Origin of the sequence: Bosea vestrisii, from assembly GCF_030144325.1 — a bacterium.
Classification (GTDB): Bacteria; Pseudomonadota; Alphaproteobacteria; order Rhizobiales; family Beijerinckiaceae; genus Allobosea; species Allobosea vestrisii_A.
Genome location: NZ_CP126307.1, coordinates 1,652,891 through 1,666,523 on the forward strand (window position 1 = coordinate 1,652,891; position 13,633 = coordinate 1,666,523).

Sequence of the window (13,633 nt, forward strand, 5' to 3'; positions counted from 1 at the left end):
CGACAGCGTCCCGAAAAATTCTTTCCCCGGCTTTGCCGCCGTCAGCCTTGACCTTGCCATGCTCTTGGCCGAAGAGGGCTTGCAAGGACCCACCCGAAACCCCGGCCTTGCGCCGGGGTTTTTGTTCGTGCGGGCGCTTGCGTCAGTGTGGTTTCCGAAATCGACCGATCCCGATCGGGCGATAGGAGTTCGCGCTGGCCCTGTAAGTCAGCGAGAGGGAATCACCACCATGGCGAACGTGGTCGTGGTCGGCGCCCAGTGGGGCGACGAGGGCAAGGGCAAGATCGTCGACTGGCTGTCGAGCCAGGCCGATGTGGTGGTGCGCTTCCAGGGCGGCCATAATGCCGGCCATACCCTCGTCATCGACGGCACCGTCTACAAGCTCTCGCTGCTGCCTTCCGGCATCGTGCGCCCGGGCAAGCTCTCGGTGATCGGCAACGGCGTCGTCGTCGATCCCTGGCACCTGGTCGAGGAGATCGCCCGGCTGCGCACGCAGGGCGTCGCCATTTCTCCCGAGAACCTCCGCGTCGCCGACAATGCAACGCTGATCCTGCCGCTGCACCGCGAGCTCGATCATTTTCGCGAGACCTCGAATTCGGCGCTGAAGATCGGCACCACCAAGCGTGGCATCGGTCCGGCCTATGAGGACAAGGCGGGCCGCCGCGCCATCCGCGTCATCGACCTCAAGGACGAGGCAGTCCTCAAGGCCAAGATCGAGCGCCTGCTCGCTCACCACAACGCGCTGCGCCGCGGGCTCGGCATCGCCGAAGTCGACGGCGGCGAACTGCTGAAGCAGCTCGTCGCGATCGCCCCCGAGGTCCTGCCCTATGCCGATACGGTCTGGGCCCTGCTCGATGCCCAGCGCCGCGCCGGCAAGCGCATCCTGTTCGAGGGCGCGCAAGGCGCCCTGCTCGATGTCGACCACGGCACCTATCCCTTCGTGACCTCCTCGAACATCGTCGCCGGTCAGGCCGCGACCGGCTCGGGCCTCGGTCCCTCCGCCGTCGGCTATGTGCTCGGCATCGCCAAGGCCTACACCACCCGCGTCGGCGAAGGCCCCTTCCCGACCGAGCTTTTCGACGAGATCGGCGAACTGATCGGCCAGAAGGGCAAGGAATTCGGCGTCGTCACCGGCCGCAAGCGCCGCTGCGGCTGGTTTGACGCCTGCCTTGTGCGCCAGACGGTCAAGACCTCCGGCATCGACGGCATCGCCCTGACCAAGCTCGACATCCTCGACGGCTTCAAGGAGATCAAGGTCTGCACCGGCTACAGGCTCGACGGCGAGATCATCGAGCATCTGCCCGCCGGCCAGAGCGACCAGGCCCGGGTCGAGCCGATCTACGAGGTGATCGAGGGTTGGGAAGGCTCGACCGCCGGGGCCCGCTCCTGGGCGGAGCTTCCGGCGCAGGCGATCAAATACGTTCGGCGCATCGAAGAGCTGATCGGCGCCTCCGTCTCGGTGCTCTCCACCAGCCCGGAGCGCGACGATACGATCCTGGTCCAGAACCCGTTCGAGGGTTGACGGGCCCGAATAACGCGGACATGTGAGGCCAATGGCCGATTTCCACCCCATTCTGGCGCGTGCGATCGCCGGACTGACCGACAAGTCGCCGGAAGCGCGCCGCTCCGTCTATGACCGGGCGCGCACGGCGTTGCTCGGGCAATTGCGCAGCCTCGACCCGCCGCTATCGGAAGCCGACATCACCCGCGAGCGGCTCTCGCTCGACGAGGCCGTGTCGCGCATCGAGGCCGAGATCGCGCTCGCCGAAGCGATCGAGCCGAGTCTGCCGCCCCTGGCCACCGACGAGCCGGTGCCCGCGCCTGCGTCTCCCATTGCCCGCCCGCAACCCGAGGCGAAGCCACGCCAGGCTCTCCCGCAGGAGACGCCGCGCTTCGACGAGCGGGCAGCACCCCAGGAAGATGCGCAACCGATCCGTCCGCGCGTCGCGCCGCCGCGAAAGCGCAGCGTCGATCCCGGCCATGTCCGCACTGCCATCGTCGGCGGCGGCGTCGCGCTCGCCGTCGCGGTGATCGCCGGCGCGGCTTATTACGTCAACAAGATCGCGCCGCAGGATCAGCCGGTCCGGCAGCGCGTCGAGGCTCAGGCACCAGCCGCACAGCCGGACCAGGCTGGCAAGATCAGCGAGCGCGCCGGAGGCGAACCGACACCGACGCCGAACCCGCAGACCGGCCAGCGCCCGAACCAGCAGGCCGGCGCCCAGCCTGGTAGCGACATCGCCGTGGCTCAGCGCGCCATCCTCTATATCGAAGTGCCGGATGCACAGCCGCGCATTGTCCAGGGGCGCGTCCTCTGGCGGCTCGACAGCGACATCACCGGCCCCGGCCAGCCGGTCGAAACCATCGTCCGCAGCACCGTCGAGGTCGCCGATGCCGGGCTCTCGCTCGACTTCACCATCCGGCGCAACACCGATCCGGCTTTCCCGGCCTCGCATATCATCGGCATGCGCTTCACCACCACCGGCGAAGCCGCGAATGACGCGATCCGCGAGGTCGGCGTGCCGCAGTTCAAGCTCGAAGAGGGCGAGCGCGGCGCTCCGCTCTCGGCAATCTCCTCGGCGCTGGGCGAAAACCTCTTCGTCGCGGCCCTGTCGAACGTCCCGGTCGAGGCCGAGCGCAATCTCGACCTGCTGCGCAATCGCACCTGGATCGACCTGCCGGTGCGCTTCGCCTCCGGCCGGCGCGGCATCATCACCTTCGAGAAGGGTGGCGCCGGCAACCGGACCATCGCCGAGGCGCTGAGTCGCTGGCAGGGCTGAGGCGAGTCCAACGCTTCAGCGCCCCTGGCCCGGTGCCAGCTGGCGCATGGCTTCCGGACATCACGGGATCCTTGCCGGCGGCATAGTCGGCGAAGTTCGGCGCTAATGTCACCACCGGCTGAAGCGACCCTGCCGGCACGTCATAGACGTAGTTCAGCAGGAAGCAGGTCGTGACCTGCGACAGGCCGCAACCGTGTTCCCAATCGTGGAAGGCGGTCGTGTAGCGGACCGCAATCTTCGCGTTAGGCAGCAAGGTGAGCCCGCCCTCGCCCCAGAACTGCGAACGATCACCCACCGGCTCGCCAACGAGAACGGCACGCGTTCCGGCGAAATGCTTCAGCCTTGCCGCCGTGCTGATCGCGGCGGAGAAGGTGTTGGCGCTGGTCAGGATGAAGAGCTTGCCGGTCGGCAGCAGAAGCTGCGGCAGCCGGCGTGTGAAATCGGCCGTCAAGGTATAGTCGCCGCCGCGGTTGAGGCGCAGATCGACGATCGCGTTGCGAATGGGCTTCTTCGCAGCTTCATCGAGCATGTCGGAGAGATAGCGGGATGTATCGACCGGCGCCTGGTCGCTCACCCGGTTGATCTGGACATAGAGCAGATCGGCCGCCGGATAATCGTGCCAGTAGTTCGTGTCAGGGCGCGAGAGGTAGGCCGGCAGTGCGACTCCGTCGAGGACATGCCGCCACCGTGTCGGGCGGGCGGCGTCTCCGGTAGGGCTGAGATTGCGCTTGGGCCAGAGCTGCGCGGTCAAGGACGGGTATTTGGCCGGCTCAGCGGCGAGGTCGGCTGAAGCTGCGCTTCCCTCTGCGAGGCGGATTTCGAAGGTGCTGCCATTCGCCGTTTCGGAAAGACCGGCTGCATTGAGAAGCTCCGGCGAGATCAGAAGGTTCGGCACGAACTCCCTCGCGAGATTGGCGGGGCCACCGACATAGGTACGCAGCGCCTCCACCAGCGCCGCGATCGCACGTCCATTCACGCCGAGCACCTGCCCGCCGAGAAGATGACGTCGGTCATCGTCGGCTGCGATCACGAACAGCCCGTCGGCAAACCAGCCGAGACGGATCGGCACAGCATTGAAGCCGTGGTCGCCAGCAAGCCCGAGCACGTTGGTATGGCCGTTGTCCGCGAGAGCCACGGCCTTAGCCGCAGCCATGGCCAGGCCTGCCCGGTCGAGCTCGCCCGCACGCTGCTCGATGGCGGCGATGGCCTGGTCGAACGCCGCCCGGTTCTCGGCCGTGAAGCTGCGTTCGACCTCCGGCAGGCGCCGCAGATGCGCGAGGTCCTGCAGGTTCCTGTCCCGCTTCGAGACAGCCGTTGGGAAACTCTCCTGCGAGTAACGCTTCAGCGTCGGGTAAAGGATGACCGCAAGCGGCGCGACGACGAGGACGAGCAGGCCCGTTACCGCAATCGTAAAGCGCCTGATCCAGCGCCGGCGCCACGATCGCTTTGGAAACTCACCGTCTCGTCGCATGGCTGGGACTCAGGTTGCCTCGGCTGCGACGCCCAGCCGCTCCGCTGCAGCGAGCAATCGGCGATCTCTGCTCCAGAGGCCAGCGTCGGCAAGGCGTGCTGACGCCAGGAGATGGGCATCGACATAACCAATGCCGAGCCCATGCAGATGCTCGTGCGCTATCAGGCGCATGACTTCGCCATGTGTCGCGACCGGCGCCTGGGGAAGTGCATCAAGTACAGCTATCACGGTACTACGCCGTGCGATCGAACCGAGCGCCACCTCGGCGGTCACGAAGGGATGGATCAGGATATCCCCCTCCGACAACATCCCGATAAGGCGGGGCTCGCCGCGCCGCAGATGGTCGATCCAGACCGAGGCATCGAGCAGGATCACGCCGCAGGCTGACGCCTGCGCGGTGCCGCAGTCGCATCGGGGTCGGAGCCACCCAGCTTGATCGCCCTTCGCGCGGCTTCTCGCTGGATCAACGCGGTCAGCGCTTCCCGCAGCAGCACCGAGCGTTCGGTGATGCCTGTATAGAACTGGGCCTTCTCGATAAGCTCATCATCGAGCGTTACGGTCGTCCGCATCAGGCCTGCCCTCCGGTGCGCGCATCAAATGTAACATCAAACGATGCACATTTCCATGATGCCCACGAGCCGTCGTTCTCAGCCCCCCGCCACCTTCTGATAGTCCTTCACATCGGAGAAACTGATCTCCGGCGCACGCTCGGCATCGTATTTCAGGGTGAACTGCGACGAGGCCATGAATACCGGGTCGCCGTCGAGATCGTCCGCCATGGACGAGGGCTTGGCGCCGACGAACTTCTGCAGCGCCGCCTTGTCGTCGCTCGAGATCCAGCGCGCGATGGCGAACTGGCAGGGCTCGAAATCCACGGGAAGCGAGTACTCCGCCTCCATGCGCTCCTTGAGCACGTCGAGCTGCAGCGCGCCGACGACGCCGACGATCGCCGGGGCGCCATCATGCGGCAGGAAGAGCTGGACCACGCCCTCCTCCGCCATCTGCTGCAAGGCTTCGCGCAGCTTCTTGGCCTTCATCGCGTCCTTGAGCTTGACGCGGCGCAGGATTTCCGGCGCGAAGCTCGGCACGCCGCGGAAGACAATGTCCTCGCCCTCGGTCAGCGTGTCGCCGATGCGCAGGGTGCCATGGTTCGGCAGGCCGACGATGTCGCCGGCATAGGCCTCCTCGGCAATCGAGCGGTCGCGGGCAAAGAAGAATTGCGGCGCGTTCAGCGGCAGCGGCTTGCCGGTGCGCACCAGCCTGGCCTTCATTCCGCGCGAGAGCTTGCCCGAGCAGACGCGCATGAAAGCGATGCGGTCGCGATGGTTCGGATCCATGTTCGCCTGGATCTTGAAGACGAAGCCGGTCATCTTCGGCTCGCCCGCCTCGATCGTCCGCTTATCGGCCGATTGCGCGCGCGGGCTCGGCGCGAGCCGCCCCAGCGCATCGATCAGGTCGCGCACGCCGTAGTCGCGCAGCGCCGCGCCGAAATAGACCGGCGTCAGATGCCCCTCGCGGAAGGCCTCGAGATCGAAGGGCTTGCAGCCCTCGCGCGCCAGGAAGACCTCCTCGCGGAAGGTGTCGACGGCGCCATTGGGCAGGAGCTCGTCGAAGAGCTTGTCGTCCTCTCCATCGACCGTCTGGCCGGCATCGCTCTCGTCGCCCTTCTGGTTGCGCCGCAGCGTGTTGGAGGCGAGGTCGAGCGTGCCGACGAACTCGCGCCCGCGCCCAACCGGCCAGGTCATCGGCGCGACGTCGAGCGCCAGCGTCGTCTCGATCTCGTTGAGCAGGTCGAAGGGATCGCGCGTCTCGCGGTCGACCTTGTTGATGAAGGTGACGATCGGGATGTCTCTGAGACGGCAGACCTCGAACAGCTTCTTGGTGCGCGCCTCGATGCCCTTGGCGGCGTCGATCACCATCACCGCCGAGTCGACGGCAGTCAGGGTCCGATAGGTATCTTCCGAGAAATCCTCGTGGCCCGGCGTGTCGAGCAGGTTGAAGACGCGCCCGTCATATTCGAAGGTCATCACCGAGGTGACGACCGAGATGCCGCGCTGGCGCTCGATCTTCATCCAGTCGGAGGAGGTCTGGCGCCGGCCGGCCTTGGCGCGCACCTCGCCGGCGAGCTGGATGGCGCCGCCGAAATAGAGCAGCTTCTCGGTCAGCGTGGTCTTGCCCGCGTCGGGGTGCGAGATGATGGCGAAGGTGCGCCGGCGCGCATGGGGCGCCGCGGCCCCAGCCGGGATGTCGAGGGTCGAAGGATCGGTCATCGCGTGGTCAAGACAGGATGCGCCGCGCAAGTCAATCCGGCGCGCTGTCATCGCCACGCCGCGCCGCGCGTATCGCGTGCCCTCCAACGCAAATTTAACCGAGCCATGCTTTGGTGGCCGGCAGGTTCCCAGCTGCGCACCGTGACAAAGCCGCGGCCTCCTGACTCGCGACACAGATGGCTACGCTGCGCACCATCTCGAGCCAGATCCTCGCCGCGATATCGCTTCTCGTCATAGCCGCTGCTATCGCGATCGGCCTCGGCGTCCACAGCCTCGACCGTTATGCGACGACGACGAACGAGATGCAGGCTGTCTCGCACCGCTCCGCCATCGCCGAGCGGATCAACGGGCTGGTGAACGCGGTCGTGATGGAGTCGCGTGGCATCTACATGAGCGAGGACGCCCCGGGCGCAGAACGCTTTGCGCCGCCGCTGCTGCAGAATCTCGCCGAGATCGAACTGCTGATGGCTGACTGGCGGCCGCTCGTCGAGGATCATGAGCGGACCACCTTCGAAACCCTCGACGCGCGCGTTCAGGAATTCATCCGCTTCCGGCGCGAGATCGTCCGGCTCGGACGTCAGGGCGCTACGCGGGCGGCGCGCGCAGCCGGCAATGACGATGCCAATCGCGAGAACCGAAAGGCGCTCAACGAGACCCTGAAACGCATCGCCGGCAATTATGACGGGCGCAGCGCGGCGCTCGACGCCCGGCTCGAAGCCATGCAGCGCGACAGCGTCAACCTGCAGATCGGTTTCGGCGTCCTCTCGATCCTGACCGGACTAGGTCTCGCCGTCCTGGTCGTTCATCGCCGCGTCTCCCGCCCGCTGCGCAAGCTCGCGACGACCATGAACAGTCTGGCCGCAGCAGAACCGGTCAAGGATGTTCCGTTGGTACGGCGCCATGACGAGATCGGCGGCATGGCACGCTCGGTTGAAGTCTTTCGGGACAACGCCCTGGCTCGCGAGATGCTTGAGGTCGCCGCCGCTCAGGAGGACGCCGGACGCGCCGCGCGCCAGCAGCGGATGGCCGAGATCGTCGCAGCCTTCGACGCCAGGCTCGCCGATGCTCTCGAAACCGTCGAGACCGGTGCCCACACGCTCGAGGGCGCGGCGCGGATCGTGAGCGAGATCGCCAGCGCCCGCACGGTGCAGATCGGTGGAGCGCAGAACGCCTCCCAGGACGCGTCCGACAAGGTCCAGCATGTCGCCGTCGCCGCCGAGGAACTGTCGAGTTCAATCGCAGAGATCGCCGACCGCGTGATGCGGGCGAGCGCCATGGTCAGCGGCGCCGCCCAAGAGGCACAAGACGTGAGTCAACGCGTCGACGGTCTCGCCCGGGCCTCGGAGCGCATCGTCAGCGTCATCGACCTGATCCGCGACATTGCCGAGCAGACCAATCTGCTCGCGCTGAATGCGACGATCGAGGCCGCCCGCGCCGGCGAGGCCGGGCGCGGCTTCGCCGTCGTCGCCACCGAGGTCAAGACATTGGCGAGCCGCACCGCGGAGGCGACGAGCAGCATCGCCAGCCAGATCGGGGCCTTTCGCGGCGAGGCCGCGAGCGCCGTCGATGCAATCGGCGCGATCGCCGCGACGATCACCGAGGTATCGCAGCACACCACGGCCATCGCCGCCGCGACCGAGCAGCAGAAGAGCACCACCTCGGAAATCGCCCGCAGCGCCCAGGCGACTGCCGACGGCGCTGCGACCGCGGCCCTGGCGCTCGACAGCCTCGCCGCGGCCTCCGGCGAGGCGACCGGCGCGGCGTCCGTCACGCTGCGCACCGCCGAGAACCTGGCGCGCGAGGCGGAAGCGCTACGCGGCGCCGTCGCGACCTTCTTCGGCCAGATCAAGGCCGCCTGAGAGGCCTCAGTTCTTCAGCCGGTAGCCGGTCTTGAAGATCCAGGCGATCACCGCGATGCAGGCGGCGAGGAAGACCAGCGTCATGGCAAGGCTGACGGCGATACCGACATCGGCGACGCCGTTGAAGCTCCAGCGGAAGCCGCTGATCAGGTAGACGACCGGGTTGACCAGCGTCACCGCCCGCCAGAACGGCGGCAGCATGTCGATCGAGTAGAACGAGCCGCCAAGGAAGGTCAGCGGCGTGATGATCAGGAGCGGGATCGCCTGCAGCTTCTCGAACCCGTCGGCCCAGACGCCGATGATGAAGCCGAACAGGCTGAAGGTGGCCGCCGTCAGGATCAGGAACAGCAGCATCCAGATCGGGTGCTCGATCTTCAGCGGCACGAACAGGAAGGCGGTGGCGAGGATGATCAATCCCAGGATCACCGATTTCGTCGCCGCTGCCGCGACATAGGCGAAGACCGCCTCCCACCAGGCGACCGGCGCCGAGAGCAGCTCGAAGATCGTGCCGACGAATTTCGGGAAGTAGATCGCGAAAGAAGCGTTGGCGATGCTCTGCGTCAGCAGCGAGAGCATGATCAGGCCGGGCACGATGAAGGCGCCGTAAGGCACGCCGTCGATCGCGCCCATATGCGAGCCGATCGCCGCGCCAAAAACGACGAAATAGAGCGAGGTCGAGATCACCGGCGAGAGGATGCTCTGCAGCGGCGTGCGCCAGGTGCGGGCCATCTCGAAGCGATAGATCGCCTTGATTGCGTGCAGGTTCATGCGTTCGCCCTCAGCAGGCCGACGAAGATGTCCTCGAGCGAGGATTGGCTGGTGCGCAGGTCGCTGAAGCGGATGCCGGCGTCGGCGAGATCCTTCATCAGGGCGGTGATACCAGTGCGCTCGGCCTTTGTGTCGTAGGTATAGACGAGCTCCTCGCCCTCGGCCTGAAGCGTCAGGCCGTAGCCGGAAAGGGCCTCGGGCACCGCGTCCAGCCGCGTCTGCAGGTGCAGGGTGAGCTGCTTCTGGCCGAGCTTGCGCATCAGCTCGGCCTTCTCCTCGACCAGGATGATCTCGCCCTTGCTGATCACGCCGACCCGGTCGGCCATCTCCTCGGCCTCCTCGATATAGTGCGTGGTCAGGATGATGGTGACACCGCTCTCCTGCAGCCGCCGTACCAGCTTCCACATGTCCTGCCTGAGCTCGACGTCGACGCCGGCGGTCGGCTCGTCGAGGAAGAGGATCTGCGGCTCATGCGCCAGCGCCTTGGCGATCAGCACGCGCCGCTTCATGCCGCCCGACAGCGTCATGATCTTGCTGTTGCGCTTGTCCCAGAGCGAGAGGTCGCGCAGCACCTGCTCGACGATAGCCGGGTTCTTCGGCTTGCCGAACAGGCCGCGGCTGAACGACACCGTCGCCCAGACCGTCTCGAAGGCGTCGGTGGTCAATTCCTGCGGCACGAGCCCGATCTGGCTGCGGGCGGCGCGATAGTCGCCGATGATGTCGTGGCCGTCGGCGAGGACCTTGCCGGTGCTCGGATTGACGATGCCGCAGACGATGCTGATCAGCGTCGTCTTGCCGGCGCCGTTCGGCCCGAGCAGGGCGAAGATCTCGCCACGCCTGATGTCGAGCGTGACGCTCTTCAAGGCCTGGAAGCCCGAAGCATAGGTCTTCGACAGGTCGGATATCTGGATGATGGGTTGCATGGGCGAAAGCTATACTCGCAGCACGGCAAAGGGGTGAAGGCGAGATGGTGCCGTTTCGCCCTGCCGGCACGACATCCCGCGAAACAAGAATGGCCGGGCAAGCCCGGCCATAGCAAGTCCTTCTACCAGTTCCTGTCAGCGCATGAAGAACCAGAGCAGGATGATGATCGGGATCGGAATGCCCACCAGCCACAGAATGATTGAACGCATCGACGCTAACCCCTTGATTGTCATCGGATGAAGATGACGGGACAACGTCGTGAGCCGGCCGCTGGTTCCCTCGCGCAAAGCCGATCTTATTTGTAGGCGATGCTGTCGATGATGCCCTTCATCGCCGCGTCATGCGTCTTGTGACCGTCGAGCGAGGCCCAATAGGTCATCATGATGATCTTGCCGCTCGCAACGTTCGGATTGATCGCGACATAGCGGATCAGCGAATCGCCGTCCTTGCTCTTGGCCTTGAGCTCGGTGAACGACCAGGCCTTGCCCTTGACCTCTTGCTTGATCGTCTCGGAAGCGCCGGTGATGGTGACGCCTTCCTTGTCGAAATAGCCGTTGTGCTCCTTCTGCAGCGTATCGATCTGGTCGGGTGCCACGAGCTCGAACCAGAGATAGATCTCATCGTCCGGCGTCTTGATCTCGACGCCGCGCTTGATCTTCGCCGTCGTCCAGGCGTCCGGCACCGTGACCACGGCGACGGGATCCTCATCAGTGATCTGAAGCGCCCCGGCGAGCGCCGGCAAGCCACTGAAACCGACCAGCGCGACAGCGAGCGCAAAAACCATCTTCAACATCGGAACTCCCCGGAATCGGCTCGGCCCGCGAGCCCACGAGGCGGGACGTTGCGCTGCCGCGCTTCACGCTGACAAGGCGCGCAGACCGCGATTCAGGCCAGTTCGGCGGCTGTCGGGTGCCAGAGCGGTTGATAGCCGTTCACAAGCGCGGCCAGCGATGACGGCGGGGTGACGGCGGTGACCAAACCGGTCGGCAGAGGCCGCGCCGCGACATAGCCGGAAGGCGACCAGAGCAAGGCTTTGTCCCCGCGCAAGGCGAGGAATTCGCCCTCCGGCGTGGCGAGCATTGCCCCGTCCGGCAGGCTTTCCGCCGGCAGCTGGTGCAGGCGCTTCCTGCGGCCATCGCGCCGCTCGTGATCGAGCCGCTCGTCGATCGCTGGGAAGAGCGGCACCTCACCTAGCCCAAGCCCCGCGACCAGCGCCGCCCGGTAGGCATGCGCATCGGCGCGCCGGCATTCGACACAGGGGCGATGGCCGGCAGCGAGCGCCGTCACCTCGTCGCAGAAGAACAGCTCGGTGTAGTAGCGCCCCCAGACATTGCGCTGCCGGCCCTTGAACGAGAGCACGCAGCAGATCCACTGCTTGGTCGCAAACAGGCGTGTCGGCAGCGCCTGCGTCGCCGGATCGTGAAATTTGCCGCCGCGATTGCCGAACAGCAGGCCGCGCGCCGGGTCGGCGAAGAGCGAGCCGTCGGGGCGGATGCGGTTGGGCAGCGGCATGGGGCGAGCCTAGTCAGCGGCGACGCCGGATCATGTCACCAGCGCACTGCCCTTGCGACACCGTGCCGGACTCGCGGCACTCCTCGCTTTCCGGCAAGGTTCCCAATGCGCGGACAAGCCGAAGGGGGGCGAGCGCGCAAAGGGGCAGGACGGCATGGACCAGACGACCGAGAGCGCTGCTCAGCCGCTCGTCGCGCATCCTTCGCGCGGCGCGATCCTCGGCGAAATTCATGCCCGCCCTTTCGCAGCCCTGTCGACGCCACAGCGGCTGCTGCACTTCGCATTCATGACCGACCAGGCGCAGGCCGCCGCCGATCGCGAGGCGCTGGCCCGCTTCTGCGCCGAGCGCGGCGTGCCCGGCCCGGCCGAGGGCGCCAAGCACCATCGCGCCCGGCTCAGCGACGTCAGCTTGCGCTGGGAGCAGCACAGCGAGTTCACCACCTACACCTGGGAACTGCCCTCGCCCGGCGCGCCGCCCTTCCTGCCGGCGAGCACCGTCCTGCCGCACGGCATGCACGCTCTGCCGCAACCCGGGCCGCATCTGGTGGCTGTCGACCTGCATCTGCTGCCCGAAATGGCTGCACCCGATCTGGAACCATTATTCGACCCGGCGAGCCTCGCCGCCTCGCTGGTCGATGGCGAGGCGGCCATTGCCGCGACCGATTTCCGCGCCGGCGCCGACGGCTTCGTGCGCATCCTGGTGCTCGACCGGGCGCTCACCCCGGCAAGGGCTGGCGCACTGGCGCAGCGACTGCTCGAGGTCGAGACCTATCGCGTTCTTGCTCTGCTCGGCCTGCCGGAGGCGCACCGCCTCGCCCCCTCCGTGCGCGGCACCGAGGAGGTGCTGGTGCACATCGCCGGCACGATGATGCAGACCGACGGGCTCGACGCCGACAATGCCCTGCTCGACGAGATGACCGCCATCGCCGCGACGATGGAATCGGAAGCGGCCTTGTCGAACTACCGCTTCGGCGCCAGCCGCGCCTATGACAGCATCGTCGGCCAGCGGCTTGAGGCGATCGGCGAGGCGCCCTATGGCGGCTGGCCGACCATCGCCGCCTTCCTGTCCCGGCGGATGGCGCCGGCGATGCGCACCTGCCAGATGTTGCAGCAGCGCCAGCTCGATTTGTCGCGCCGGCTCGCCCGCGCCGCCAATCTCCTGCGCACCCGCGTCGATGTCGCGCTCGAGCAGCAGAACCGCGATTTGCTCGCGGCGATGAACGACCGCACCCGGCTGCAGCTGCGCCTGCAGCAGACGGTCGAGGGGCTCTCGGTCGCGGCGATCGGCTATTACATCGTCAGCCTGTTCGGCTATCTCGCCAAGGGCGCCAAGGATGCCGGTTACCTGCCGATCGATGTCGGTATCGCGACCGCCTTGTTCGTGCCGGTCGCGATCCTCGGCGTCTGGCTGATGGTCCGGCGCATCAGGCGCGGCCACAGCGACAGCTAGCGCTGCACGATGACCTTGGTGCCCGGCCTGACGCGATCGTAGAGATCCGTCACATCGCGATTGGTCATCCGGATGCAGCCCGACGAGACCGCTGCCCCGATCGTATCGGGCTCGTTCGAGCCGTGGATGCGGTAGAGGCTCGATCCAAGATAGATCGCTCGTGCGCCGAGCGGGTTCTCCATTCCGCCCTCCATGTAGCGCGGCAGGTCTGGCCGACGTTTCAGCATCGCCGCGGGCGGGCGCCAGTCCGGCCATTCGCGCTTGCGCGTGACGGTCTTGGTGCCGGACCAACTGAAGCCCTGCCGGCCGACGCCGACGCCATAGCGGATGGCCTGCCCCTGTCCGAGCACGTAGTAGAGCCGCCTTTGGCTGGTCGAGACCACGACCGTGCCGGGCGGCTGCTTGCCGCTCCAAGGCACGACCTGGCGTGGCACCGGCTGTTCGCTGAAGATGTTGAGGAAGTCCGCGAGCCCGCGGCTGATCGGATTGGAATAGGCCGACGCAGGCGTAGCGAAGGCGAGAATCGTGGCAGTCAGAATAATGGCGCGGAGCATGATGATCCCTGCAACGCCCCCCAGCAGGATTTAACCGGAAGAGGCAAA

Annotated in this window: 13 protein-coding genes; 4 read left to right on the forward strand and 9 right to left on the reverse strand. The window is 66.6% G+C overall.

Annotated elements, in window-relative coordinates:
* The first annotated feature begins 229 nt into the window (after positions 1–229).
* Both QO058_RS08215 and QO058_RS08220 read left to right on the forward strand, forming a co-directional pair.
* Positions 230–1,522 carry an adenylosuccinate synthase gene (locus tag QO058_RS08215; protein WP_284171542.1) on the forward strand — a complete coding sequence of 431 codons (1,293 nt, stop codon included), beginning with the start codon at positions 230–232 and terminating at the stop codon, positions 1,520–1,522.
* 31 nt (positions 1,523–1,553) lie between these two features.
* A complete protein-coding gene (locus QO058_RS08220; protein ID WP_284171543.1) occupies positions 1,554–2,777 on the forward strand; it encodes a histidine kinase in 1,224 nt (407 codons plus the stop codon).
* Here the strand turns inward: QO058_RS08220 and QO058_RS08225 are convergent.
* The 4 genes from QO058_RS08225 to QO058_RS08240 form a co-directional block, all read right to left on the reverse strand.
* The gene (locus QO058_RS08225; protein WP_284171544.1) at positions 2,710–4,248 is read right to left on the reverse strand and encodes a S41 family peptidase; all 1,539 of its coding nucleotides are present in this window, start codon (positions 4,246–4,248) and stop codon (positions 2,710–2,712) included. The genes QO058_RS08220 and QO058_RS08225 overlap by 68 nt on opposite strands.
* A 9-nt stretch (positions 4,249–4,257) precedes the next feature.
* Positions 4,258–4,623: a type II toxin-antitoxin system VapC family toxin gene (locus tag QO058_RS08230; RefSeq protein WP_284171545.1), complete on the reverse strand. Its 366-nt coding sequence runs from the start codon at positions 4,621–4,623 to the stop codon at positions 4,258–4,260.
* Positions 4,620–4,817, reverse strand: a complete 198-nt coding sequence (locus tag QO058_RS08235; RefSeq protein ID WP_284171546.1) for a type II toxin-antitoxin system VapB family antitoxin — start codon at positions 4,815–4,817, stop codon at positions 4,620–4,622. Before QO058_RS08235 ends, QO058_RS08230 begins: the two co-directional genes overlap by 4 nt.
* 78 nt (positions 4,818–4,895) lie before the next feature.
* Positions 4,896–6,518, reverse strand: coding sequence for a peptide chain release factor 3 (locus QO058_RS08240; protein ID WP_284171547.1), 1,623 nt, complete (start codon positions 6,516–6,518; stop codon positions 4,896–4,898).
* 176 nt (positions 6,519–6,694) lie between these two features.
* On the opposite strand from QO058_RS08240, the gene QO058_RS08245 reads away from it, so the two are divergent.
* On the forward strand, positions 6,695–8,377 hold the full coding sequence (locus tag QO058_RS08245; RefSeq protein ID WP_284171548.1) for a methyl-accepting chemotaxis protein: 1,683 nt from the start codon (positions 6,695–6,697) through the stop codon (positions 8,375–8,377).
* A gap of 6 nt (positions 8,378–8,383) precedes the next feature.
* On the opposite strand, the gene QO058_RS08250 is transcribed toward QO058_RS08245, so the two are convergent.
* The 4 genes from QO058_RS08250 to QO058_RS08265 form a co-directional block, all read right to left on the reverse strand.
* Positions 8,384–9,145 (reverse strand): ABC transporter permease, encoded by a 762-nt coding sequence (locus tag QO058_RS08250; protein WP_126115780.1) that lies wholly within the window; start codon positions 9,143–9,145, stop codon positions 8,384–8,386.
* Positions 9,142–10,068 (reverse strand): ABC transporter ATP-binding protein, encoded by a 927-nt coding sequence (locus tag QO058_RS08255; RefSeq protein WP_284171549.1) that lies wholly within the window; start codon positions 10,066–10,068, stop codon positions 9,142–9,144. The genes QO058_RS08250 and QO058_RS08255 overlap by 4 nt, the downstream gene beginning before the upstream one ends.
* A gap of 296 nt (positions 10,069–10,364) precedes the next feature.
* A complete protein-coding gene (locus tag QO058_RS08260) occupies positions 10,365–10,862 on the reverse strand; it encodes a hypothetical protein (RefSeq protein WP_284171550.1) in 498 nt (165 codons plus the stop codon).
* A 92-nt stretch (positions 10,863–10,954) separates the two neighbouring features.
* Entirely contained in the window at positions 10,955–11,581 is a 627-nt protein-coding gene (locus QO058_RS08265; RefSeq protein ID WP_284171551.1) for a hypothetical protein, read from the reverse strand.
* Between the two features lie 154 nt (positions 11,582–11,735).
* Here QO058_RS08265 and QO058_RS08270 point away from each other — a divergent pair, with 154 nt between their 5' ends.
* Positions 11,736–13,031 (forward strand): DUF3422 family protein, encoded by a 1,296-nt coding sequence (locus tag QO058_RS08270; RefSeq protein ID WP_284171552.1) that lies wholly within the window; start codon positions 11,736–11,738, stop codon positions 13,029–13,031.
* Here QO058_RS08270 and QO058_RS08275 read toward each other — a convergent pair.
* Positions 13,028–13,585, reverse strand: a complete 558-nt coding sequence (locus tag QO058_RS08275; RefSeq protein WP_284171553.1) for a L,D-transpeptidase — start codon at positions 13,583–13,585, stop codon at positions 13,028–13,030. The genes QO058_RS08270 and QO058_RS08275 overlap by 4 nt on opposite strands.
* Positions 13,586–13,633 lie beyond the last annotated feature (48 nt).

Excerpts from the sequence above, each read along its gene's own strand:
- QO058_RS08275 (WP_284171553.1), bottom strand. The coding sequence starts at position 13,585 with ATGCTCCGCGCCATTATTCTGACTGCCACGATTCTCGCCTTCGCTACG.
- QO058_RS08255 (WP_284171549.1), bottom strand. The coding sequence starts at position 10,068 with ATGCAACCCATCATCCAGATATCCGACCTGTCGAAGACCTATGCTTCG.
- QO058_RS08245 (WP_284171548.1), top strand. The coding sequence starts at position 6,695 with ATGGCTACGCTGCGCACCATCTCGAGCCAGATCCTCGCCGCGATATCG.
- QO058_RS08260 (WP_284171550.1), bottom strand. The coding sequence starts at position 10,862 with ATGTTGAAGATGGTTTTTGCGCTCGCTGTCGCGCTGGTCGGTTTCAGT.
- QO058_RS08250 (WP_126115780.1), bottom strand. The coding sequence starts at position 9,145 with ATGAACCTGCACGCAATCAAGGCGATCTATCGCTTCGAGATGGCCCGC.
- QO058_RS08265 (WP_284171551.1), bottom strand. The coding sequence starts at position 11,581 with ATGCCGCTGCCCAACCGCATCCGCCCCGACGGCTCGCTCTTCGCCGAC.
- QO058_RS08240 (WP_284171547.1), bottom strand. The coding sequence starts at position 6,518 with ATGACCGATCCTTCGACCCTCGACATCCCGGCTGGGGCCGCGGCGCCC.
- QO058_RS08225 (WP_284171544.1), bottom strand. The coding sequence starts at position 4,248 with ATGCGACGAGACGGTGAGTTTCCAAAGCGATCGTGGCGCCGGCGCTGG.
- QO058_RS08235 (WP_284171546.1), bottom strand. The coding sequence starts at position 4,817 with ATGCGGACGACCGTAACGCTCGATGATGAGCTTATCGAGAAGGCCCAG.
- QO058_RS08220 (WP_284171543.1), top strand. The coding sequence starts at position 1,554 with ATGGCCGATTTCCACCCCATTCTGGCGCGTGCGATCGCCGGACTGACC.
- QO058_RS08215 (WP_284171542.1), top strand. The coding sequence starts at position 230 with ATGGCGAACGTGGTCGTGGTCGGCGCCCAGTGGGGCGACGAGGGCAAG.
- QO058_RS08270 (WP_284171552.1), top strand. The coding sequence starts at position 11,736 with ATGGACCAGACGACCGAGAGCGCTGCTCAGCCGCTCGTCGCGCATCCT.